The following is a 19,632-nucleotide window of genomic DNA, read 5'->3' as shown; positions in this document are numbered from 1 at the left end:
GCACCCGCTGTGAAAGCTTTCAGGCAAGAGCGGCCGATCGCTGCCCCTCTTCCCGACCAGCGGCCTACTGTTGACATAGACGTCTGTCGTGGCGAGGGGCAGACGTGGACGGCTGCGAGAGGGACCAGGATGCTGGATTTCTCCGGGGGCTCCAGGCCCCCGCTCTCCCGCCTGCCCTCGGAACGCACCGGGGGCGTGGCGAGGCGGAGTGCCGGAACGGGCCGCAACACGGGCGCGGCCGGGGTTCCGTACGGGACAGCGGGCCCGCACGGCAGCTCGGCTGCCGGGGGAACCGACAAGACGGCCGCGCCCGGCGCCGCGCGGGGCGAGGAGAGGCGACGGCTCCACCGGCTGGTCGCGGCGCGTCCGCCGGCGCTGCCCGCGCTGGTCCTGGCCGCCGCCGTCCTGGCGCTGCTCGGCGGCGCCGTCCGCGTGGTGGGGAAGGGGCACGCGCTCTTCCCCGCAGGCGTCACCGGCTGGTCGTTCGCGGTGCTCACCGGCTGCGTCGTCGCCCACCTGGTCACCATGGGCCGGGACCGCTGGTGGAGCGGCACCGGATCCGGCCCGGCGCTGTCCCTGGCGATCCTCCTGCTGTACGGGTGGGTGCCCGCGCTGCTGGTCAGCCTGGTTGTCGTCGTCCTCGTCGGCGCCGCACGCCGGCACAGGTGGCGGCAGGCCCTGGTGCACGGCGCCGTCGACATCCTCGGCATCGGCGCCGGCGGCCTCGGCCTCGCCCTGTGCGGAACCTCCCCCTCGGTCGAGCACCCCTGGCATCCGGACGGCTGGAACCTCGCCGCCGCCGGAGAGATCCCACTTGCCGCCGCGCTCTACCTGCTGGTGACCCGGGCGCTCCAGTGGTTCTGCTTCGGCCCCCGCACCCGCGGTCTGCCCTCCACGCTGCGCACCGCGCTGGTACGGCAGGGCCTGATCGCCGTCGCCCTGCTGGGCATCGCCCCGCTCGTCGCCGTCGTCGCCGAGCACAAGCCCCTGCTGCTGCCGCTGTTCGCCGTTCCCCTGATCGCGCTCGACTCGACCCTGCGCATCGCCCGCGCCCGCGCCGAGGAGCAGCTGCGCGACCCGCTCACCGGGCTGCCCAACCGGCTGTGGCTGCTGGAGCGCGCCTGGGCCGCGCTGGACGAGGCCGAGCGCACCTCGTCGCGCTCCGCGCTCGTCCTCATCGACCTCGACCGCTTCCGGTCCGTCAACGACACCCTCGGCCACCTCGCCGGCGACCGGCTGCTGCTGCAGATCGCCGAGCGGCTGCGGGCCGCGCTGCCGCGCGGCGCCGAGGCCGCCCGGCTCGGTGGCGACGAGTTCGCCGTGCTGCTGCCCGTCGCCGACTCCACCACCAGCGCCCAGCGGATCGCGCGCGGCCTGGTCTCCGCGCTCAGTTCCCCCCTCGACCTGGACGGACTCACCCTCGTCCTGGAGGCCAGCGCCGGCGTCGCCGTCTACCCCGAGCACGCCACCGAGGCCGAAGGGCTGCTGCGCCGCGCCGACGTGGCCATGTACGAGGCGAAGCGCGACCGCACCGCCGTCGAGGTCTACGAGGCCACCCGCGACGGCAACACCCCCGACCGCCTCGGCCTCCTCGCCGACCTGCGCAGGGCGCTGGACGCGGGTGAGGTCGAGCTCCACTACCAGCCCAAGGTCGGCTTCGACGGCACCGTCTCCGGACTGGAGGCGCTGGTCCGCTGGGTCCACCCCGAACGGGGCCGGGTCCCCCCGGACGAGTTCATCGCCATCGCGGAGACCTCCGGCCTGATGCCGCGGCTGACCGAGTACGTGCTGGAGACCGCGCTCGCACAGGTCGCCGTCTGGCGCTCGGGCGGGCTGACCGTCCCCGTCGCCGTCAACGTCTCACCCCGCGACGTCCACTCTCCCGGCTTCGCCGGCGCCGTCGCCGCCCGCCTCGCCCGGCACGGGGTCCCTCCGGGGGCGCTCCAGTTGGAGATCACCGAACATGTGCTGCTGGAAGACCCGCAGCAGGCCGCGGACACCCTCGCCGGGCTGACGGGGCACGGGGTGAAGATGTCCCTCGACGACTTCGGGACCGGGTACTCCTCGCTGGTCCATCTGCGGCGGCTGCCCGTCAGCGAGCTGAAGATCGACCGGTCGTTCGTGGCGCGGCTCGCCGTGGACACCGAGGACGCGGAGATCGTCCGCTGCACTGTCGACCTCGCTCATTCGCTCGGTCTCCTCGTTGTTGCCGAGGGGGTCGAGGACGACGAGACGTGGGAGCGGTTGCGGGATCTGGGGTGCGACGCGGTGCAGGGGTGGTTGGTGGCCGCGGCCATGCCACCCGGTGAGACCACCGCGTGGCTGAGGGCTCGCGACGTGCCGACTCCTCTCTCCTCCCGGGCCCCCTGAACGCTGGTGCCTTCCACCCCTGCGACCCCCCTTCAATGGTTCGGGGCCTCCGCCCTTGCAACCCCCCGACCTCGGGGGCTCCGCCCCAACGCCCGTCAGGCGAGGACAAAGGGGTTCGGGGTGAAGCCCCGAGAACGAAGGGGGCACAGGGGCTGCGGCCCCAGCCGATGGGGGGACGGGCACAGGGGCTGGAGCCCCCAGCTTGTGGGGCCCCATAGGATTGGGGCGGACAATCCGAAACTCACCCATCAAGAGGACCGCCGCATGCCTGGCATCTCACGCGAGGAGGTCGCCCACCTCGCAAAGCTGGCGCGCCTGGAGCTGAAAGACGAAGAGCTAGCCCACTTCGCCGACCAGCTCGACGACATCATCGGCGCGGTCGCCGCCGTCTCCGATGTCGCCGACGAGGACGTACCCCCGACCTCCCACCCGCTTCCGCTCACCAACGTCATGCGACAGGACGAGGTCCGTCCGTCGCTGACACCGCAGCAGGCGCTCTCCGGCGCGCCCGCGCAGGAGCAGCAGCGTTTCAAGGTGCCGCAGATCCTGGGGGAGGAGTGACCGGGATGGCCGACGAACTGATCAAGCTGACCGCCGCCGAGCTGGCGGCCAAGATCGCGAGCGGTGAGGTCACCGCGCTGGAGGCGACCGAGGCGCACCTGGCCCGGATCGCCGCTGTGGACGAGAAGGTCAACGCGTTCCTGCACGTCGACCGGGAGGGCGCGCTCGCGCAGGCCCGCGAGGTGGACGCCAAGCGGGAGCGCGGCGAGAAGCTGGGCCCGCTGGCGGGTGTGCCGCTCGCGCTGAAGGACCTGTTCACGACGGAGGGCGTGCCCACCACCGCGGGGTCGAAGATCCTTCAGGGCTGGGTGCCGCCGTACGACGCGACGGTCACCAAGCGGCTCAAGGACGCGGACGTGGTGATCCTCGGCAAGACCAACATGGACGAGTTCGCCATGGGGTCCTCGACCGAGAACAGCGCGTACGGGCCGACGGGCAACCCGTGGGACCTCACCCGTATCCCGGGCGGTTCCGGTGGCGGCTCGGCCGCCTCGCTCGCCGCCTACGAGGCACCGCTGGCCATCGGCACGGACACCGGCGGCTCGATCCGCCAGCCCGCCGCCGTGACCGGCACCGTCGGGGTGAAGCCCACCTACGGCGGCGTGTCCCGCTACGGCATGATCGCGTTCTCCTCGTCCCTCGACCAGGGCGGCCCGTGTGCCCGTACGGTGCTGGACGCGGCGCTGCTGCACAGCGTGATCGCCGGGCACGACGAGAGGGACTCGACGTCGATCGCGCAGCCGGTGCCGGACGTGGTGGAGGCCGCGCGGAACGGGAACGTCGAGGGCCTGCGGGTCGGCGTCGTCAAGGAGTTCCGCGGTGAGGGCTATCAGGACGGGGTGATGCAGCGCTTCGACGAGTCCGTCGAGCTGCTCCGCGAGCTGGGCGCCGAGGTGGTGGAGCTGTCCTGCCCCTCGTTCACCAAGGCGCTGGCCGCCTACTACCTGATCGCGCCGTCCGAGTGCTCCTCGAACCTGGCCCGGTTCGATGCGATGCGTTACGGAATGCGTACGGGCGACGACGGTTCGCACTCCGCGGAGGAGGTCACGGCGCTGACCCGCGAGGCGGGCTTCGGTGACGAGGTCAAGCGGCGGGTGATGCTCGGGACGTACGCGCTCAGCTCGGGCTACTACGACGCCTACTACGGCTCGGCGCAGAAGGTGCGTACCCTGATCACCCGGGACTTCGAGAAGGCGTTCGAGCAGGTGGACGTCGTGGTCTCGCCGACCACGCCGACCACCGCCTTCCCGCTCGGCGAGCGCGTCGACGACCCGATGGCGATGTACCTCGCCGACGTATGCACGCTCCCGTCCAACCTGGCGGGCAACTCCGCCATGTCCGTCCCGTGCGGGCTCGCGCCGGAGGACGGGCTCCCCGTGGGGCTGCAGATCGTGGCCCCCGCCATGGCCGATGACAGGCTCTACCGTGTCGGTGCGGCCCTGGAGGCCGCCTTCCAGGCACGTTGGGGTCACCCGCTGCTAGAGGAGGCACCGTCGCTGTGAGTTCGAAGCTGCAGAAGGCCAAGGGTTTCAAGAAGTCCAGGACCGGGCTGTACTTCTCCATCGCCACGTCGCTCATCGGGGTCCCCGGCACCGTCAAGCGCGCCAAGGAGGCGAAGAAGGAAGGGGACACGCTGCAGCTCATCGATGTGGCGGTCTCCGCGGCCGGCATCGTCACCGGCGTCGTGCTGCTCGTGCGCGAGCTGCGCCGTCTGGACGTCGACGACATCCTCGACGACTGACGCGGGCAAGAAAGGTTTAGTTTTCCGTGACCGTCACCGAACTGGTGTCGTACGACGAGGCGCTGGCCTCCTACGACCCCGTCATGGGCCTTGAGGTCCACGTCGAGCTCGGCACCAGGACCAAGATGTTCTGCGGCTGCTCGACCGAGCTGGGCGCCGACGCCAACAGCCAGGTGTGCCCCACCTGCCTGGGCCTGCCCGGCGCGCTGCCCGTCGTCAACCGGACGGGCGTGGAGTCCGCCGTCCGTATCGGTCTGGCCCTCAACTGCCGGATCGCCGACTGGTGCCGCTTCGCCCGGAAGAACTACTTCTATCCGGACATGCCGAAGAACTTCCAGACCTCCCAGTACGACGAGCCGATCGCCTTCGACGGCTATCTGGACGTCCAGCTGGAGGACGGCGAGGTCTTCCGCGTGGAGATCGAGCGCGCCCACATGGAGGAGGACACCGGCAAGTCCACCCACGTCGGCGGGGCCACGGGGCGCATCCACGGCGCCTCGCACTCGCTGCTCGACTACAACCGGGCCGGCATCCCGCTCATCGAGATCGTCACCAAGCCCATCCAGGGCGCCGGTGAGCGGGCCCCCGAGGTCGCCAAGGCCTACGTGGCGGAGCTGCGCGAGCTGATCAAGGCGCTCGGCGTCTCCGAGGCCCGCATGGAGATGGGCCAGATGCGCTGCGACGTCAATCTCTCGCTGCGCCCCAAGGGCGTCGAGAAGTTCGGCACCCGCAGCGAGACGAAGAACGTCAACTCGCTGCGCAGCGTCGAGCGGGCGGCCCGGTTCGAGATCCAGCGGCATGCCGCGGTCCTCTCGTCCGGCGGCACCATCATCCAGGAGACCCGCCACTTCCACGAGGAGGACGGCTCCACCACCTCGGGCCGGGTCAAGGAGGAGGCGGAGGACTACCGCTACTTCCCCGAGCCCGACCTGGTGCCCGTCGCACCCTCGCGCGAGTGGGTCGAGGAGCTGCGCGGCACGCTGCCGGAGCTGCCGCGGGTGCGCCGGATGCGGCTGCGCGAGGAGTGGGGCATCTCCGAGCACGAGATGCAGTCGGTCCTCAACGCGGGTGCCGTCGATCCGATCGTCGCCACCGTGGACGCGGGCGCGCCCGCCGACCAGGCCCGCAAGTGGTGGATGGGGGAGTTGGCGCGCCGCGCCAACGAGGACGGCGCCGAGCTGACCGCGCTGCCCATCACCCCCGAGCACGTCGCCCGGGTCTGCGCGCTGGTCGCCGAGGGCTCGCTCAACGACAAGCTGGCCCGGCAGACCATCGAGGGCGTGCTGGCCGGCGAGGGCACCCCGGACGAGGTCGTCGACAAGCGCGGCCTGGCCGTCGTCTCCGACGAGGGGGCGCTGGGCGCGGCCGTGGACGAGGCGATCGCGGGCAACCCCGACATCGCCGAGAAGATCCGCGGCGGCAAGGTGCAGGCCGCCGGTGCCCTGGTGGGTGCCGTCATGAAGGCGACGCGCGGCCAGGCGGATGCCGGCCGCGCCCGTCAGATGATCCTGGAGCGGCTGGGCGTCGAGGGCTGAGGCGAACCTCCCCGGAAGGGGTGGGCCGCCGCCCGGAGGGGCGGGGCACGGTCGGGCGACCGTGCCCCGCCCCTTGCGCTGTCCGAGCCGCTACCCTGGCCGCGGGACGGACGAAAACACGGTCCGGTCGGTAGTCCGGGCGCCGTCCGCACCGCCCCGTGCGGTGCGGCGGTCAGTAACCTCCCCTCCCAGGGTGTCCGGTCCGTCCCGTTCGCAGCGGAACAACCATGGGAGGACCGATGCCGAGCACGTTCACCGTGTTCTTCGACGCCCCTTTCTGGGTCGGCGTCCTGGAGATCGCAGGCCCCGACGGCGTGCGGGCGGCGCGCCATGTCTTCGGCGCCGAACCGACCGGCCCCGAGCTGGCTCAGTTCGCGCGCGTCGAGTTCGGCGCGCTGCTGGAGCGCGCCATGGCCGCGCCTGCCGTGCCGGAGCAGGCCGTGCCGCGTCCCCGCGTCACCAACCCCAAGCGCCTCGCGCGCGCCGCCGCCCGCGCCCAGGCGGCGCGCCCCGTGAGCACGGCGGCGCAGGAAGCCCTGTCCCGCTCCTGGGAGGCGGCCAGGCGTGACGCCGGCGCGGCGGCGCGAACCGACCGGGAGGCGGAGGCGGCGCACCGCCGCGAGCGGGTTCGCGCGAAGGCGAAGGCCCGCCACCGGGGACGTTGACGGCCCAAGGCATCGGAAGCGTCCGCAGCGCTCGTCGTCTCAGGGCTTTCCGGAGGCGTCGAAGGCGGCCATGTCGGGGATGAGCTCGGCGAGGGGACGGGGCGGCGTGCCGTCCAGCGTGCGGTACTCGGTGCCGATGGTGATCACCAGCCGCTCGACCAGCCCGAGCTCGGGCCACCTCCCCTCCCGGGCCACGGTGCGGGCGGCTTCGAGCGCGGGAACGCCGGCGGCGTGCAGGGCGTGGGCGCGGTCCCGCAGATGGCTCAGGTAGTCCTGGTGGGCGCGGAGCCCCGCGCGGTCGAGCACCGGGCCGTGACCGGGCACGATGGTGCCGGCGCCGGTGTCGAGGACGGCTTGGCAGGCGTCGATGATGTTTCCCAGCGGTCCCGCCCAGTGCACGGCGTGGTCGCCGGGCTCCTGCGCGGTACTGCCGAAGACGATGTCACCGGTGAACACCACGCCGTGGTCGGGCAGATGGACGGTCAGGTCACCCGTGGTGTGCGCGGACGGCAGGCTGGTCAGCAGTACCGGATGCCCGCCCACGGTCAGCTCCAGCTCGCCCTCGAAGACGGTGCTGGGGCGGATCACCTGGGTGCGGGACCAGTCGAAGTGGCCGAAGTGCTCGGCGAGGTAGCTGCCCACCGTGGAGTCGGGGCCCGCGGACTCGATCAGCCCCCGCAACTGCTCCGGAGTGGGTTCGAGGTCGATGTGGTGCCGCGCCTCACGGGTGGCTATCACCTCGGCACCGGGCAGCACGTCGGCACCCCACAGATGGTCGCCGTTGGCGTGGGTGACCACGACGCGCCCGATCTCCGCCCCGCCCGTCACCTCGCGGGACGCGGCGAGGAACGCCTCGGCCATCGGCCGGTCGTACGGCGTGTCGATCCACAGCGCCTCCGCCGCACCGGCCAGCAGCCCGCAGTTGGCCAGCCCCCACCCCCTTCGCGGTGGGTTCCACAGGTGGAGGCCGTCGCCGAGGTCACGCAGGTGGGAGGGGGAGAGCATCGTCATGGGCGCGATTATGCGATGTCGCCCGCCCCCGGGTCACCTTCGTGATCACCCCGGACGCCACCGACGCGCGGCGCCGCGCCTCGGCCAGCGGCGGGTACGGGCTGTTGCGCTGCCGGTCGGTGCCTCCGCGTGCCGGTCGAGTACGGAGCGCCGCACGCTGCCGCGTACCGGCACCGTGCGTGCGGCGGTCCGAACTCTGCGCGGGGAGGCGGGCCTGGGCCGCGGGCGCCGTGCACGCCGCTAGTGTGGGCTCGCGCGGACCGTGTGCGCACGTCGGAGGGTGGAGATGATCACGCAGATCCGGGTGGACGGCTTCAAGTCGTTCGTGGGTTTCCAGCTCGACGTGCCACCGTCACTGATCATGCTGGGGGCGAACGGGGCGGGGAAGTCCAACCTGTTCGACGCGCTGCGACTGGCCGCCGGCACGGTGCTGAACGGATTCGAGGAGACTGTCGCAGGCGATCTCCGGCTTTCGCCGAAGGGGCTGTTCCACCGGGGCGGTGAAGAGGGGCAGGCGCAGTGGGACACGTTCACGATCGAGGTGGGAATGGTGGTTCCGTCCTCGGACGGGCCGTTGCCGCTGCGCCTGCGGTTGACCGTGGCGCGTGAGCAGCGGGAACCGGGGCTGCCGAGCGTGCCCGGTCTGGTGCGCGGCAAGAGCGCGGTGTGGGTCAGTGGCCTGCGGTCCACCGCATGGGTGCGGAACATCGGGCTGGGCGAGGACGTGCTGCCCGCCCTGCGCACGGCGCGGGAGCGGTTCCTGGCGCGTACGGGAACGGAGATCGCTCCCGTGGGGCACGGCTATCTCTCCGGGCCGGGCGAAGAGGCAGCAGGCCAGGACAGCCTGTTCGACGCCTTCCCGGGCGGCCGGGGCGCCGCCGCGCTGCTGGGACTCCTGGTCAACGAATGCCGTGGGTGGGAGCCGCTCCAGCTCCGGCCGGAGGTCATGCGGCAACTGTCGCCTGCCGGGCCCGAGGCCCCGCTGGGGGCCCACGGCGAGCACCTGGCGCTCGCCCTGGCACGGCTGGAGCGCGGCCACGCCGACACCTGGCGGCGGTTCGTCGCCGACTGCGCCGGGTTGGTCGAAGGGCTGCGGGACGTGCGCCCCTACCTCATCGAGCGACGGGACGAGTACGACTTCGAGGTGGAGTTCGAGCACACCGGATGGCTCGTGCCGTCGCTGCTGTCGGACGGTACCCTGCGGATGCTGGGGCTGCTCGCCGCCTCCATGGACCCGTTGCGGCCCGGCACGTTGTGTGTGGAGGAGCTGGAGAACGGGATGCACCCCGCGTACGTCGCCGACCTGGTGCGGCGGTTGCGGCGCCGGGTGGGAGTCTCCACCGGACCGCAGCGCAAGCGCGCCCCGTACCGGCAACTGATCGCGACGACACATTCGCCCGCGCTGCTGGCTGCTCTGCGCACGGATGTCAGCGGGAGTCTGGTCTTCCTGGAGCAGGCCCATCGCACGAACCCGGAGGACCGCACCGTCTCCCGGGTGACGCAGGCGCTGCCGCTGCGCGCCGGCGACGACGTTCCGGAGGCTTCGATCTCCCCCGAGCAGGTCGCGCGGATGCTGCGCCGGCTGGGGCAGGAGGCGGCGTGAAGGAGGAGTTTCTGCGGCCCGGCCTGCTGTGCGAGGGCAACAGCGACGAGAGGTACCTGTCCCATCTCATCCAGAAGCAGTTGGTGGACCTGCTGGACCGCAAGTCGGACCGGCAGATTCGTGTCCTGCGCTGTGAGGTCTCGGATGTGCCCACGACGAAGCCCGCCAAGGACGTGCTCGCGGAGGCCCGTTCTCTTGCCGTCGACTGTCAGGTGCTCTTCGTGCACTGTGACTGGGACGCGGAGGACAAGGCCCACGACTACGTCATGGAGCTGAGGAAGTGGCGTGAGGGGCACAAGCGCTGCGCGGAGCCCGTGGCACTGGTACCGGTGCTGATGACGGAGTCGTGGATGCTGGCGGACCATGCGGCTCTTGGGGAGGCTGTGCCGGGGCTGGACCTCAGCGGCTATCCCTACGGCTCCCCCGCCCAGGTCGAGAAGCGGGTGTCCCCTGCCGGGAAGGGTGGGAAAGGACGGAAACTCGGCCCGAAGCAGGTGTGGCAGCAGTTGCTCGGCAAGGACGCCCACAGTGTGCTCCAGGACGACGCCGACAGGCTGGTGGAGTGCACCAGCCTGACCGAACTGGACAAGGTGCCGTCCTATCGGGCGTGGCGGCAGGCGACCGAGAAGGCGCTCACCCCCCGCTACCTGTGACCGCGCCTCGGCACACGAGCCGGCCGCTTCCTCGGGCAGGGAGGGAGCGGCCGGTGCGGGGAAGGTGTGCTCAGCGGTTGGTGAAGATGTTGCCCTGGTTCTGGCCGTGGGCGCCCTGGGCGCCCATACCGTACTGGGCGCGCAGGCCGCCGCCGATCTCGGCGCCCTGGGGCGGGAGCAGCTCGCTGGGCTGGACGAGGGCGTAGCCCTGGCCGAGGAAGGACAGCTCCCAGCCCTCGCCGGTGCTGCCGCGGCGGCGCCAGACGCCCTGCGAGGAGGTCTGGGCCTGCATCTGGACGCGCAGTCCGCTGGACCAGGCGACGACGGCGTCCGCGTCGGCGTTGACGTAGGTGTCCGGGGTGACGTTCAGCAGCAGCGGCTGGCCCGAGGTCATCAGCGCGACCTTGCCCGAGCCGGTGATGCTGAGGTTGTAGGCGCCGGTGCCGGAGATGCCGAACTGGCTGTCCACGGAGATGATTTCGTGGTGCAGCGTGGAGTCCATGGCCAGCACGTAGCCGGCGTCCACGGTGAGGCCCTCGTGGTCGACGTCGACCACGTGGACGTACTGCGCCAGGTTGGCGAGGAACACCGTCCCCTGGCCCGAGCAGCGCATCAGCGGCAGGTGTTCGCGGGCGGGCCCGCGGCGCTGTCCGTGTGAGGCGTACTCGGCGTCGAACTCCAGCAGCCCCTGGTAGGCCACCATGGCGCCCTGCCGGGCCAGTACGTCGTCGTGCCCGGTCAGTTGGACCCGCAGCAGTTGCGGGTTCTGCACGGCGTAGCGGTCCTCGGTGGGGACCTCGGCGTATCCGAAGAGTGAGCTCTGCACGGTCGTTCTCCTTCCCCGTCAGCCCCGGATCCGGATGCGGTCGGTGCTGTCCTCGCTCGGCTGGACGACCACGAAGCCCTGCCCGGAGAAGGCGATCTGGTACGCCTCGCCGCTGCCCCGGCCGATCAGTGCGCCCGCCTTCATGCTGCGCTTGCCCTTCATCTTCAGGCCGCTGGACCAGGCCACCAGGGCGTCGGGGTCCACGTACGTCTCGTCCTCGCCGCGTCCGCAGTCCACGACCACGGGCGTGCCCCGCGAGGTCAGTGCGACCCAGCCGGTGCCGCGCACGGCGACGTTGAACAGGCCCTGGCCGGCGAACTTGGCCAGCCCCTTGACCCGCTCGACGCCCCACTGGAGGTGGGCGTCGAAGGCGAGCAGGTTGGTGCCGTTGACCGAGAGCGACTCCTCGTTGAGGTTGACGCACACCACGTCGGCGCCGTAGTCGGCCAGGTAGAGCAGGCCGTCGCCGCGGCAGAGCATCAGCGGATTCTGCTCGCCGGTCAGCCACTGGGAGGCCATCTGGCGGACGGCGGGCGGGTTGGCCTCGTACTGGACGAAGCCCTCGTAGGCGACCATCGACCCGGGCCGCGCGAACAGGTCCTGCCCGGACTGCATGGCGACCTTCACCATGTGGGCGCCGTGGTTCTGCATCCGTGCTGCCACGGGGGCGGGTGCGAAGCCCGCGAGTGCTGCTGGCTGGTTCATGACGGGCTCCCCCTCAGACCTCGTACGGCTGGACGACGATGAAGTTGCCGGGCGCGCCCCGGAACTGGAGGTTCACGGTCTCGCCGCTGTGCCCCGGGTAGGCGTTGCGCCGCAGCCGCACCTGGCTGGAGATGATGACCTGTGCCGCCGCCGACCAGGCGACCACGGCCTGCGCGTCGGCGAACGTGGTGGGCGTGACGGGCAGCACGACGGGCGTGCCCTGTGTCTTGACGACCACTGTTCCGGTGCCGGTGAACTGCATGGTGAACAGGGCGCCGCCGGGGATGCCGTGACCCTCGATGCGGCGCACCTCGTGCTGGAGCGACTCGTCGAAGGCCAGCACGTTCTCGGCGGAGACGCAGAGCGCGTCGCCTTGGAGTTCGACGGGGTGGACGTGCGCCCCGTTCTCCGCGAAGAAGACCTGTCCGTGCCCGCTGCACCGCATGAGCTGCATCTCCTGGCCGGTGGCGTTGCCGACCACCCGGCCGGCGAACCCGGCGCCCTTGTAGGAGAAGTCGACCTTCCCCTGGTAGAGCACCATGCTGCCCTGCTTGGCGAGCACCGGCCGGCCGTCGATGCCGATGTCGGCGCGGACGAGCGCCTGGTTCTGCAGCGTCCAGCGCTGTCCGGTGGGGACCTCGTGGAACTTCTGGAGCACGGCCCCGATGCCCGCCGCCGGGCCCTGCGGGATCTGCGGTGCCTGTCCGCCGCCGAAGCCGCCCTGGCCGCCGGGGACGCCCGGCTGCTGGGCGAACGGGTTGGACAGCTGCTGTCCGGCCGGCGGTGTCCCGTACTGCTGGGGCGGCTGCGGTGCCTGCGGGGCATGCGGTGCCTGCGGTGCGGCGGGGGCCCCGTACTGCTGCTGTCCGGGAGGGGGCCCGGGCGGTCCGGGCTGCTGCGGGGGCGGCGGCACCTGCCCCCCGTGCTGCGGCGGGAAGGGCGAGGGGCCGGCCATGGTGGGTGCCCCGTGCATGTCCGGCGTGGTCGGCTGCGGCTGCCCGTACTGCTGGGGCATTTGCGGCTGTTGTGGAGCCGGAGGCTGAGGCGGCTGCTGTGCCATCGGCGACGGCTGCGGGGCACTCGGTGGCTGTGCGGCGGGTGGCTGCTGGTCGGCCTGCGGCTGAGGGGACGCGGGCTGCGGCTGTTGCGGGGCGTGCGGGTTCTGCTGGGGCGCGGGCTGCGCCGGTCGAGACTGCGCCGGTTGCCCGGCCTGCGGCTGCGGAGCCGGGGCCTGCCGGGGCCCCGGTGCCTGGGGTGGGCCGCCCGTGGCGGGGGCCGCGCCCGCCGGGGGTGCGAAGCCCGGCGCGGGCTGCTGGGCGGCGGGCGGCCCGCCGGGCGGCGCGAAACCGGGGGCACCACCGGCCGGGGCGGCCTGCTGCTGGGGCTCTTGCTCCTCGGCGATCTCGCCGCCGAAGTTCTTCAGCAGCGCGTCCAGCCCGCCGTCGAACCCCTGGCCGATCGCGGCGAACCGCCAGACGTCGTTCTTGCGGTAGATGTCGCCGAGCATCACCGCCCGCTCGGTGGTGAACTCCGAGCCGTCGAAGGCGTACCGCGCCACCTCCTCGCCGCCCGCCACCAGGCGGATGTACCCGGGGCCGATCTGCGACATCTGCCCGGGGCCGTCGAGCGACGCCGTGAACGACAGCCGCTGCACCTGCTGCGGAATCCGCTCCAGCGTCACCCGGAAGGACTCGGTGTCCCCGGCCTGGGCGCCGAGCAACTGGAGCGACTCCTCGGGCGACTTGGGCTGGTTGAAGAAGATGAAGTAGCGGTCGTCGGAGAGCCGCTCCTGCTCGTCCAGCCCGAAGCAACTGATGTCGAAGCCGAGTGCGGCTCCGGCGATCTGTACGCCCACGTACAGATCGGTGCCCGCCGTCAGATCACTGATCCTGGCCTTGTGGCCGCGCTGCAATTCCCTGGGCATACGTAACGACCGTCCCCCATCCCGTGGTGGTGCGTGCTCCGGGCCGTTGCGGCCTGGTTGCGACTTCTGTGCCCCGCGGCGTTCCCGTCCGGTCGGCCGGCGCCGTCCCGCGGGGCCCGAAGGTGTCCACAGGCTAACGGGTGCCTCCGGCGCGGTGACCGGGGCGTACTGTCACGGCTGCGTCTCACAACAGCACGGGCGTCAGGGCGGGGTCGTGGAAGTCCTCGTCGTCGAACGGGTACAGGGGCCGGGTCACGCCGTGGTGACCGAGCCGGAGCAGGTCCTGGTCGACGCCGCCGGGGGTGAGGGCGAGGAGCCAGTCGGCTGCCATCTCGTAAAGCTCGGGCTCCAGGTAGCCGATCTTGACGACGACGAGGTCGTAGGCGTGCGGGTCCAGCTCGCCGAAGTCCGCCCGGGTGTGGAACGGTTTGCGGCGCTCGGTGAGCACGGCGGTGACGCCGCCGCTGCGCACAGCCGCCGCCCTCACCCCGTCGAGGGTCTGCAACGAGACGACGCGCCCGGTCAGTTCGCAGGGTTCGGCATGTGCCCCGGTACCCGCGCTGACGTGCCCGCCCACCCGGAGGGTGACCTTTGCTCCGGTGCCGGCGGCGAAGCAGGCGGCCACGCCGGCCGGGTCGTGGATGCCCGGGTGCAGCGCGGTCGCGCGGCCGGCCGCCAGGTCCTCGTTCGCCAGCAGCCGTCCCAGCATGTACGCCAGGTCGCCGGCGCCGCCCGCCGTGGGGTTGTCGCCGGAGTCGCTGATGAGGAACGGGCGGGCCGTGGAGGCCACGGCCCGGGCCACGCACACCTCGGCCTGCCCGGTCGGCCCCACGAAGGTGAAGTCACGGCGCGCCTCCCAGTAGCGGCGGGCCAGCGAGCCGGCCTGCTCCAGGGCGAGGCCGGCGTCGTCGCCGGTGACGACCACGGCGGCGCGGCAGCGGGGCTCGTCCGCCCAGGCGTAGCCGACCCACAGGGCCGCGTCGCAGATCCCGTCCATGGCCTCGATGCCCGCGAGCGAACCGTACAGCGACCGGGCGGGCTCCAGGCGGGTGCTGGTCTTCTCGCCGGGCAGCAGCACCGGGACCTGCACCCAGGCGCGGTGCGGCCGTCCCGCCCCCTCGGCCAGCCGCTCGACGAGCTTGCGGGCGGCACGCTCGCGGGTGTCCCAGGCGTCCTCGTGCGGGGCGAGCCGGTGGGCGGTGAGCAGGTCGAGCCGACGGGCGAAGTCGTAGGAGACGTTGCCGTGCAGGTCCATCGCCGCGGAGATGAGCGTGCCAGGACCGGTGGCCTCGCGGACGGCCGCGGTCAGTTCGGCCTCGGCGTCGGTGAGGCCCACCACGCTCATGGCACCGTGGATGTCGTAGACGAGTCCGTCGAGCGGGGCGGCGTCGCGGATGCGGTCGGTCAGCTCGTTCCGTATCCGGTCGAACGTCTCCCGCACCACGGGCCCGCCGGGCAGCGCGACCGCGTGCACCAGCGGCACCCACTCCACCAGGGGCGCCAGCGGGTCGTCGGGCCGCGTCCAGGTGTAGCGGGCCAGCAGGTCGGCGCCGCGGGTGACGCGGAAGTCCTCGTAGGAGGAGCGGTGCGGACAGAACTCGCTCGACTCGATCGCCATGCCGCCGATGCCGATGCGCAGACGGCGCCGTGGGCGCGGGGCGCCGGGGGAGTCAGGGGTGGCCGAGGTCGGCGTCATGGGGTGGAGTTCCTCTCTGTGCGCAGTTCGTGGGCCGTCTCCCGCAGCGCGGCGTGGCCGGCGCCGAGCAGCCCGGCGTCGGGCCCGGTGGTCGCGGCGGTGATCAGCAGGTCGCTGGTGGTCATGGGCAGGCAGCGCTCGTAGAGCATGCCGCGGACGGCGGCGACCAGCGGCTCGGCCTCGGCCAAGGCACCGGCGAGCACGACGGCCTGCGGGTTGAAGAAGTTGACGACGACCGAGAGCACGGTGCCGATGTGCCGCCCGGCCTGCCGTACCAGAGTGGTGGCCCGGGGCTCGCCGTCCCGGACCAGGCGCAGGACGTCGGCGGCGCCGTCCACCCGCAGCCCCCGCTCGCGGAGTGCGGTGATCAGGGCGGCGCCGCTGGCGCAGGTCTCCAGGCAGCCGATGTTGCCGCAGGAGCAGGGGCGTTCGGCCGCCGCCTCGACGCGGACGTGGCTGATGTCGCCGGCCGCGCCGCCCGCACCCCGGTAGAGCCCGCCGTGGCTGATGACGCCGGAGCCGATGCCGCGGCCCGCCTTGACCAGCACCAGGTGGTGCAGCGACGGCAGGGCGGCGCGGTGTTCGCCCAGCGCCATCACGTTGGCGTCGTTGTCGACGAGCACGGGCAGGCCGAGGGGGCCGGCGAGCCGGTCGCGCAGCTCGAACAGGTGCCACCCCGGCATCCGGGAGGGGGCCACCACCCGGCCCGCCGCGGTGTCCACGGGCCCGGGGAAGCCGACGCCGAGCGCCCGCACGGTGCGGCCCGCAGCGCGCTGCCGCTCCGCCAGCGCGCGCAAGCGGTCGACCAGCACGCCGAGCGTGGCGGCCGGGCCCTCGGCCAGGTCGAGGGCGTGCTCCTCCACGTCGAGGGCGCCGCCGGTCAGCCCGACGGCGCCCAGCCGCACATGGTGGCTGCCCAGGTCGGCGGCGAGCGCGACGGCCCCGTCCTGCGGTATCCGCAGCAGTTTGGGGCGCCGCCCGCCGCGCGAGGTGCCCTCGCCGACCTCCGTCAGCAGCCCCTGGTCGACCAGTTCCTGGACCCGTGCGGAGACGGTGGAGGCGGCCAGGCCCAGTTCGCGGACGAGGTCGGCGCGGGAGGCGACCGCGCCGCTCGCCACCAGGTCGAGTACGCGGGCCGCCGTGCCGGGCAGCGGCGCCGGGTCGGCCGGGGTGCTCGGCTGCTGCGGTGCGGAGGGCATAGACACCTTTTCTGGTCGTTCGGCGTGCAAAAGTCCGGCCACTTCCTTCGGTTGCCGAAGGAAGTGGCGGCCTCAACTGGCGTCAGTAGACACGATGTCCACGGATTCGGCCAACAGGTCTTGACCTTTTTTCGAAAGCTTCCGTACTTTGCTCGCTATCTTTGGCCGTTCCACCGGAGGCACAGCATGCGCGAGTCCAGGAGTCGAACGCGATCCGGGACGCGAACGCGTGCCAGGGCGCGCACCTGTGTCGGGGAGCGGCGGCCGCGGGTGCGGGCTCGCATACGCGCCGGTACCGCGCCCGTCCGCGGCCGTACCGCCCCGCTGCGCGGCCGGAGCGGGCGGCGTCCCGGCACGCTGCTCGCCGCGCTCGCTCTCCTGACCGTCACCGCGCTGCTGGCGGGCTGCGGTCCCCGGGTGGAGGCGGTCACCGATCTGCGGCCCGGTGAGGGGGTGCCCGTGCAGGGCGGCACGGCCGTGATGGCGCTGCCGCCCGCGGCGACTCCGAACTGGGTCTTCCCGATCGGTGCACCCGGGTACCTGGCGACCTACAACAGCGCCCTGCAGAACCTGCTCTACCCGCCGCTGTACACGGCCGAGCCGGACAAGAACGGCAAGCTGACGATGGACAGCCCCCGCAACGTCGCCGAGAAGCCCCGCTTCAGCGACGGCAACCGCACCGTCACCATCTCCCTGAAGAAGCGCTACCACTGGAACGACGGGAAGCCGGTCACCGCCGACGACGTGCGCTTCTGGTTCGAGCTGATCCGTGCCAACAAGGACGACTGGGGCGGCTACTCGCCCGGCCTGCTGCCCGACAACATCGACCGGTTCCAGGTCCTGGACGCGCACACCTTCCGGCTGCGGCTGGACCGTGCCTACAACCCTACCTGGTTCACCGCGGACCAGCTCGACTACCTCAAGGCCCTTCCCCGGCACGCCTGGAGCAAGAAGGGCGAGGGGCCGAAGAAGGTCTTCCAGCGGCTGCTCTCGCACGCCAAGCAGCTCTCCCACTTCGGCAGCGATCCGCTGTGGAAGACGACCATGGGCCCTTGGCGGATCGAGAAGTGGACCGCCTCCGGCCACGTCTCCCTCGTGCCCGAAAAGCACTACGGAGGACCCGACAAGCCGCATCTGGACCGGGTGGTGTTCAAACCGTTCACCACCGCGAGCAGCGAGTTCAACGTGCTGCGGGCCGGCGGGCTGGACTACGGCTACATCCCGCCGTCCGTGATGGCCCAGTCGCAGCACTTCAAGGAGACCGGCTACCGCATCGACCCGTGGGAGAGCTGGGGCATCACCTATCTCGTTCCCAACCTCAACCATCCACGGTCAGGACCGCTGTTCCGGCAGCGCTACCTGCGCCAGGCCCTCCAGTCCCTCATCGACCAGGAAGCGATCTCCGAGCACGTCTGGCACGGCAGCGCCGAACCCACCCTCGGCCCGGTGCCCGCCGCCCTCATGGAGCACAACCCGCTGCCCTACGACCCCAAGAAGGCCCGCGCGCTGCTGGCCGCGCACGGCTGGCGGTCCGGCGACGGCTCCACCCTGCGCTGCGCCGCACCGGGCACGGGCGAAGGGCACTGCGGCAAGGGCGTCGACAAGGGCCAGGAACTCGTCCTCGAACTCCTCTCCCAGTCCGGCTCGACGGAGACGTCCAACACCATGCAGGCGATCAAGTCGTCCTTCTCCCGCGCCGGCGTCCGGCTCGACATCCGGGAGCAGCCGCTGAACACCGTGCTGGGCACCACCGTGCCCTGCAAGCCGAAGGAGCCGGTCTGTTCCCGGTGGGAGCTGGGCTTCTTCGGCACCCAGGGAAGCTGGATCTTCCCCGCCGACCCGAGCGGCGAACAGCTCTTCGCCACCGGCGCCCCCTCCAACATGGGCAACTGGAGCGATCCGAGGACCGACCGCCTCATCAAACGCACCGAGTACTCCGACGACCCCGCGGCGCTGCGCCGGTACGCCGGCCACCTGGCCCGTGAGGCCCCGGTGCTGTGGACGCCCAACCCGGCCTACCAGGTCTCCGTCATCCGCAGCGATCTGCGCGGCATCGACCAGAACCCCTCGCTGACGCTGGCCCCGCAGGACTGGTACTTCGTCAAGAAGAACGGCAAGGGCGGCAACAGCGGCAACAGCGGGAAAGGGGCCCAGCGGTGACCCGCTTCCTCCTCAAACGCACGGGCCAGGCGGTGGTCGTGCTCTTCCTCGTCTCCCTCATCGTCTTCGTCCTGCTGCACCAGTTGCCCGGCGGCCCCGCCCGGGCCATCCTCGGCCCCACGGCCACCCCGGAGGCCATCACCCACTTCAACCACCTGAAGGGGTACGACCGTTCGCTGCCGGTGCAGTACGGGATGTATGTGAAGCAGGTGGCCACCGGCGATCTGGGGGAGTCCTACAAACTCAACCAGCCCGTGTTCACCCTGCTCACCGAACGGCTGCCCAGGACGCTGCTGCTGGCGGTGCTGGCCCTGGTGCTGGCCGCGCTGCTGGCGGTGCCGCTGGGCATCTGGCAGGCGGTGCGCCGCGGCAAGATCTCCGACTACGCGCTCACCGGTGCCGCCTTCGTCGCGTATGCCACCCCCGTCTTCTTCCTCGGGCTCGTCCTCATCCTCGGCTTCGCCCAGAGTTGGCCGCTCTTCCCCGCAGAGGCGCCGCAGGCCGACAGCGTCGGCGGCATCCTCGCCGAGCCGGCCGGGCTCGTGCTGCCGGTGGTCACCACGGCGCTGGGCATCGTCGCGATGTTCAGCCGCTACATGCGCTCGGCCGTCCTGGACAACCTCAGCGAGGACTACGTGCGCACCGCCCGCTCCAAGGGGCAGTCGCAGACCCGGGTGCTCGCCCGGCACGTGCTGCGCAACGCGCTGATCCCGCTGGCCGGCCTGCTCGGGCTCTACCTGCCCACCCTCTTCAGCGGCACCCTCGTCGTCGAGTCGATGTTCAACTACCCGGGGATGGGGCTGCTGTTCTGGAACGCCGCCCAGTCCAGCGACTTCCCCGTGCTGCTCGGCGTCACCCTCGTCGTCGCCGTCGCCACCGTCCTGGGCTCGCTGGTGACCGACATCGCCTACGCCGTTCTCGACCCCCGCATCCGGAGCGTCTCGTGACCGCAGAAGCCGCCTCCGCCTCCCCGGCCACGCCCC

General features: G+C 72.1%; 16 protein-coding genes. 10 read left to right on the top strand and 6 right to left on the bottom strand.

All coding sequences use genetic code 11. The features are described from left to right. Positions 1 to 129: 129 nt before the first annotated feature. The 6 genes from H297_RS0100740 (at position 130) to H297_RS0100715 (ending at position 6,872) form a co-directional block, all read left to right on the top strand. Positions 130 to 2,370, top strand: coding sequence for a bifunctional diguanylate cyclase/phosphodiesterase (locus tag H297_RS0100740; RefSeq protein WP_027735484.1), 2,241 nt, complete (start codon positions 130 to 132; stop codon positions 2,368 to 2,370). Positions 2,371 to 2,634: 264 nt separating this feature from the next. Next, positions 2,635 to 2,931 carry an Asp-tRNA(Asn)/Glu-tRNA(Gln) amidotransferase subunit GatC gene (gene gatC, locus H297_RS0100735; RefSeq protein ID WP_027735483.1) on the top strand — a complete coding sequence of 99 codons (297 nt, stop codon included), beginning with the start codon at positions 2,635 to 2,637 and terminating at the stop codon, positions 2,929 to 2,931. A 5-nt stretch (positions 2,932 to 2,936) separates the two neighbouring features. Then, positions 2,937 to 4,433, top strand: coding sequence for an Asp-tRNA(Asn)/Glu-tRNA(Gln) amidotransferase subunit GatA (gene gatA, locus H297_RS0100730; RefSeq protein WP_027735482.1), 1,497 nt, complete (start codon positions 2,937 to 2,939; stop codon positions 4,431 to 4,433). Beyond that, on the top strand, positions 4,430 to 4,672 hold the full coding sequence (locus H297_RS0100725; protein WP_027735481.1) for a hypothetical protein: 243 nt from the start codon (positions 4,430 to 4,432) through the stop codon (positions 4,670 to 4,672). The genes gatA and H297_RS0100725 overlap by 4 nt, the downstream gene beginning before the upstream one ends. Before the next feature lie 26 nt (positions 4,673 to 4,698). Then, positions 4,699 to 6,207, top strand: a complete 1,509-nt coding sequence (gene gatB, locus H297_RS0100720; RefSeq protein ID WP_027735480.1) for an Asp-tRNA(Asn)/Glu-tRNA(Gln) amidotransferase subunit GatB — start codon at positions 4,699 to 4,701, stop codon at positions 6,205 to 6,207. A gap of 239 nt (positions 6,208 to 6,446) precedes the next feature. Then, positions 6,447 to 6,872, top strand: coding sequence for a YjdF family protein (locus tag H297_RS0100715; protein ID WP_027735479.1), 426 nt, complete (start codon positions 6,447 to 6,449; stop codon positions 6,870 to 6,872). Positions 6,873 to 6,911: 39 nt separating this feature from the next. Here H297_RS0100715 and H297_RS0100710 read toward each other — a convergent pair whose 3' ends face one another. Further along, positions 6,912 to 7,883: an MBL fold metallo-hydrolase gene (locus tag H297_RS0100710; protein WP_027735478.1), complete on the bottom strand. Its 972-nt coding sequence runs from the start codon at positions 7,881 to 7,883 to the stop codon at positions 6,912 to 6,914. 286 nt (positions 7,884 to 8,169) lie between these two features. On the opposite strand from H297_RS0100710, the gene H297_RS0100705 reads away from it, so the two are divergent. Continuing rightward, positions 8,170 to 9,486, top strand: a complete 1,317-nt coding sequence (locus H297_RS0100705) for an AAA family ATPase (RefSeq protein ID WP_027735477.1) — start codon at positions 8,170 to 8,172, stop codon at positions 9,484 to 9,486. Then, positions 9,483 to 10,139 carry a hypothetical protein gene (locus tag H297_RS0100700; RefSeq protein WP_027735476.1) on the top strand — a complete coding sequence of 219 codons (657 nt, stop codon included), beginning with the start codon at positions 9,483 to 9,485 and terminating at the stop codon, positions 10,137 to 10,139. Before H297_RS0100705 ends, H297_RS0100700 begins: the two co-directional genes overlap by 4 nt. A gap of 70 nt (positions 10,140 to 10,209) precedes the next feature. Here H297_RS0100700 and H297_RS0100695 read toward each other — a convergent pair whose 3' ends face one another. The 5 genes from H297_RS0100695 to H297_RS33730 all read right to left on the bottom strand — a co-directional run bounded on the left by H297_RS0100695 (position 10,210) and on the right by H297_RS33730 (position 16,489). After that, on the bottom strand, positions 10,210 to 10,965 hold the full coding sequence (locus H297_RS0100695) for an AIM24 family protein (protein WP_027735475.1): 756 nt from the start codon (positions 10,963 to 10,965) through the stop codon (positions 10,210 to 10,212). Positions 10,966 to 10,983: 18 nt separating this feature from the next. After that, a complete protein-coding gene (locus H297_RS0100690) occupies positions 10,984 to 11,670 on the bottom strand; it encodes an AIM24 family protein (protein ID WP_027735474.1) in 687 nt (228 codons plus the stop codon). Positions 11,671 to 11,683: 13 nt separating this feature from the next. Continuing rightward, entirely contained in the window at positions 11,684 to 13,594 is a 1,911-nt protein-coding gene (locus H297_RS0100685; RefSeq protein WP_027735473.1) for a TerD family protein, read from the bottom strand. 184 nt (positions 13,595 to 13,778) lie between these two features. Next, on the bottom strand, positions 13,779 to 15,290 hold the full coding sequence (locus H297_RS0100680; RefSeq protein ID WP_051351378.1) for a M81 family metallopeptidase: 1,512 nt from the start codon (positions 15,288 to 15,290) through the stop codon (positions 13,779 to 13,781). Then, entirely contained in the window at positions 15,287 to 16,489 is a 1,203-nt protein-coding gene (locus H297_RS33730) for an ROK family transcriptional regulator (RefSeq protein ID WP_078513650.1), read from the bottom strand. The genes H297_RS0100680 and H297_RS33730 overlap by 4 nt, the downstream gene beginning before the upstream one ends. A 270-nt stretch (positions 16,490 to 16,759) precedes the next feature. Here H297_RS33730 and H297_RS33725 point away from each other — a divergent pair, with 270 nt between their 5' ends. Together H297_RS33725 and H297_RS0100665 are read left to right on the top strand one after the other, a co-directional pair. Further along, positions 16,760 to 18,649 carry a peptide ABC transporter substrate-binding protein gene (locus tag H297_RS33725; RefSeq protein ID WP_486589358.1) on the top strand — a complete coding sequence of 630 codons (1,890 nt, stop codon included), beginning with the start codon at positions 16,760 to 16,762 and terminating at the stop codon, positions 18,647 to 18,649. Then, positions 18,646 to 19,596 (top strand): ABC transporter permease, encoded by a 951-nt coding sequence (locus tag H297_RS0100665; protein ID WP_027735471.1) that lies wholly within the window; start codon positions 18,646 to 18,648, stop codon positions 19,594 to 19,596. Before H297_RS33725 ends, H297_RS0100665 begins: the two co-directional genes overlap by 4 nt. Positions 19,597 to 19,632: the final 36 nt, after the last annotated feature.

This window comes from Streptomyces sp. CNT360 (assembly GCF_000424785.1).
This window is presented reverse-complemented; position numbering and strand designations above follow the sequence as displayed.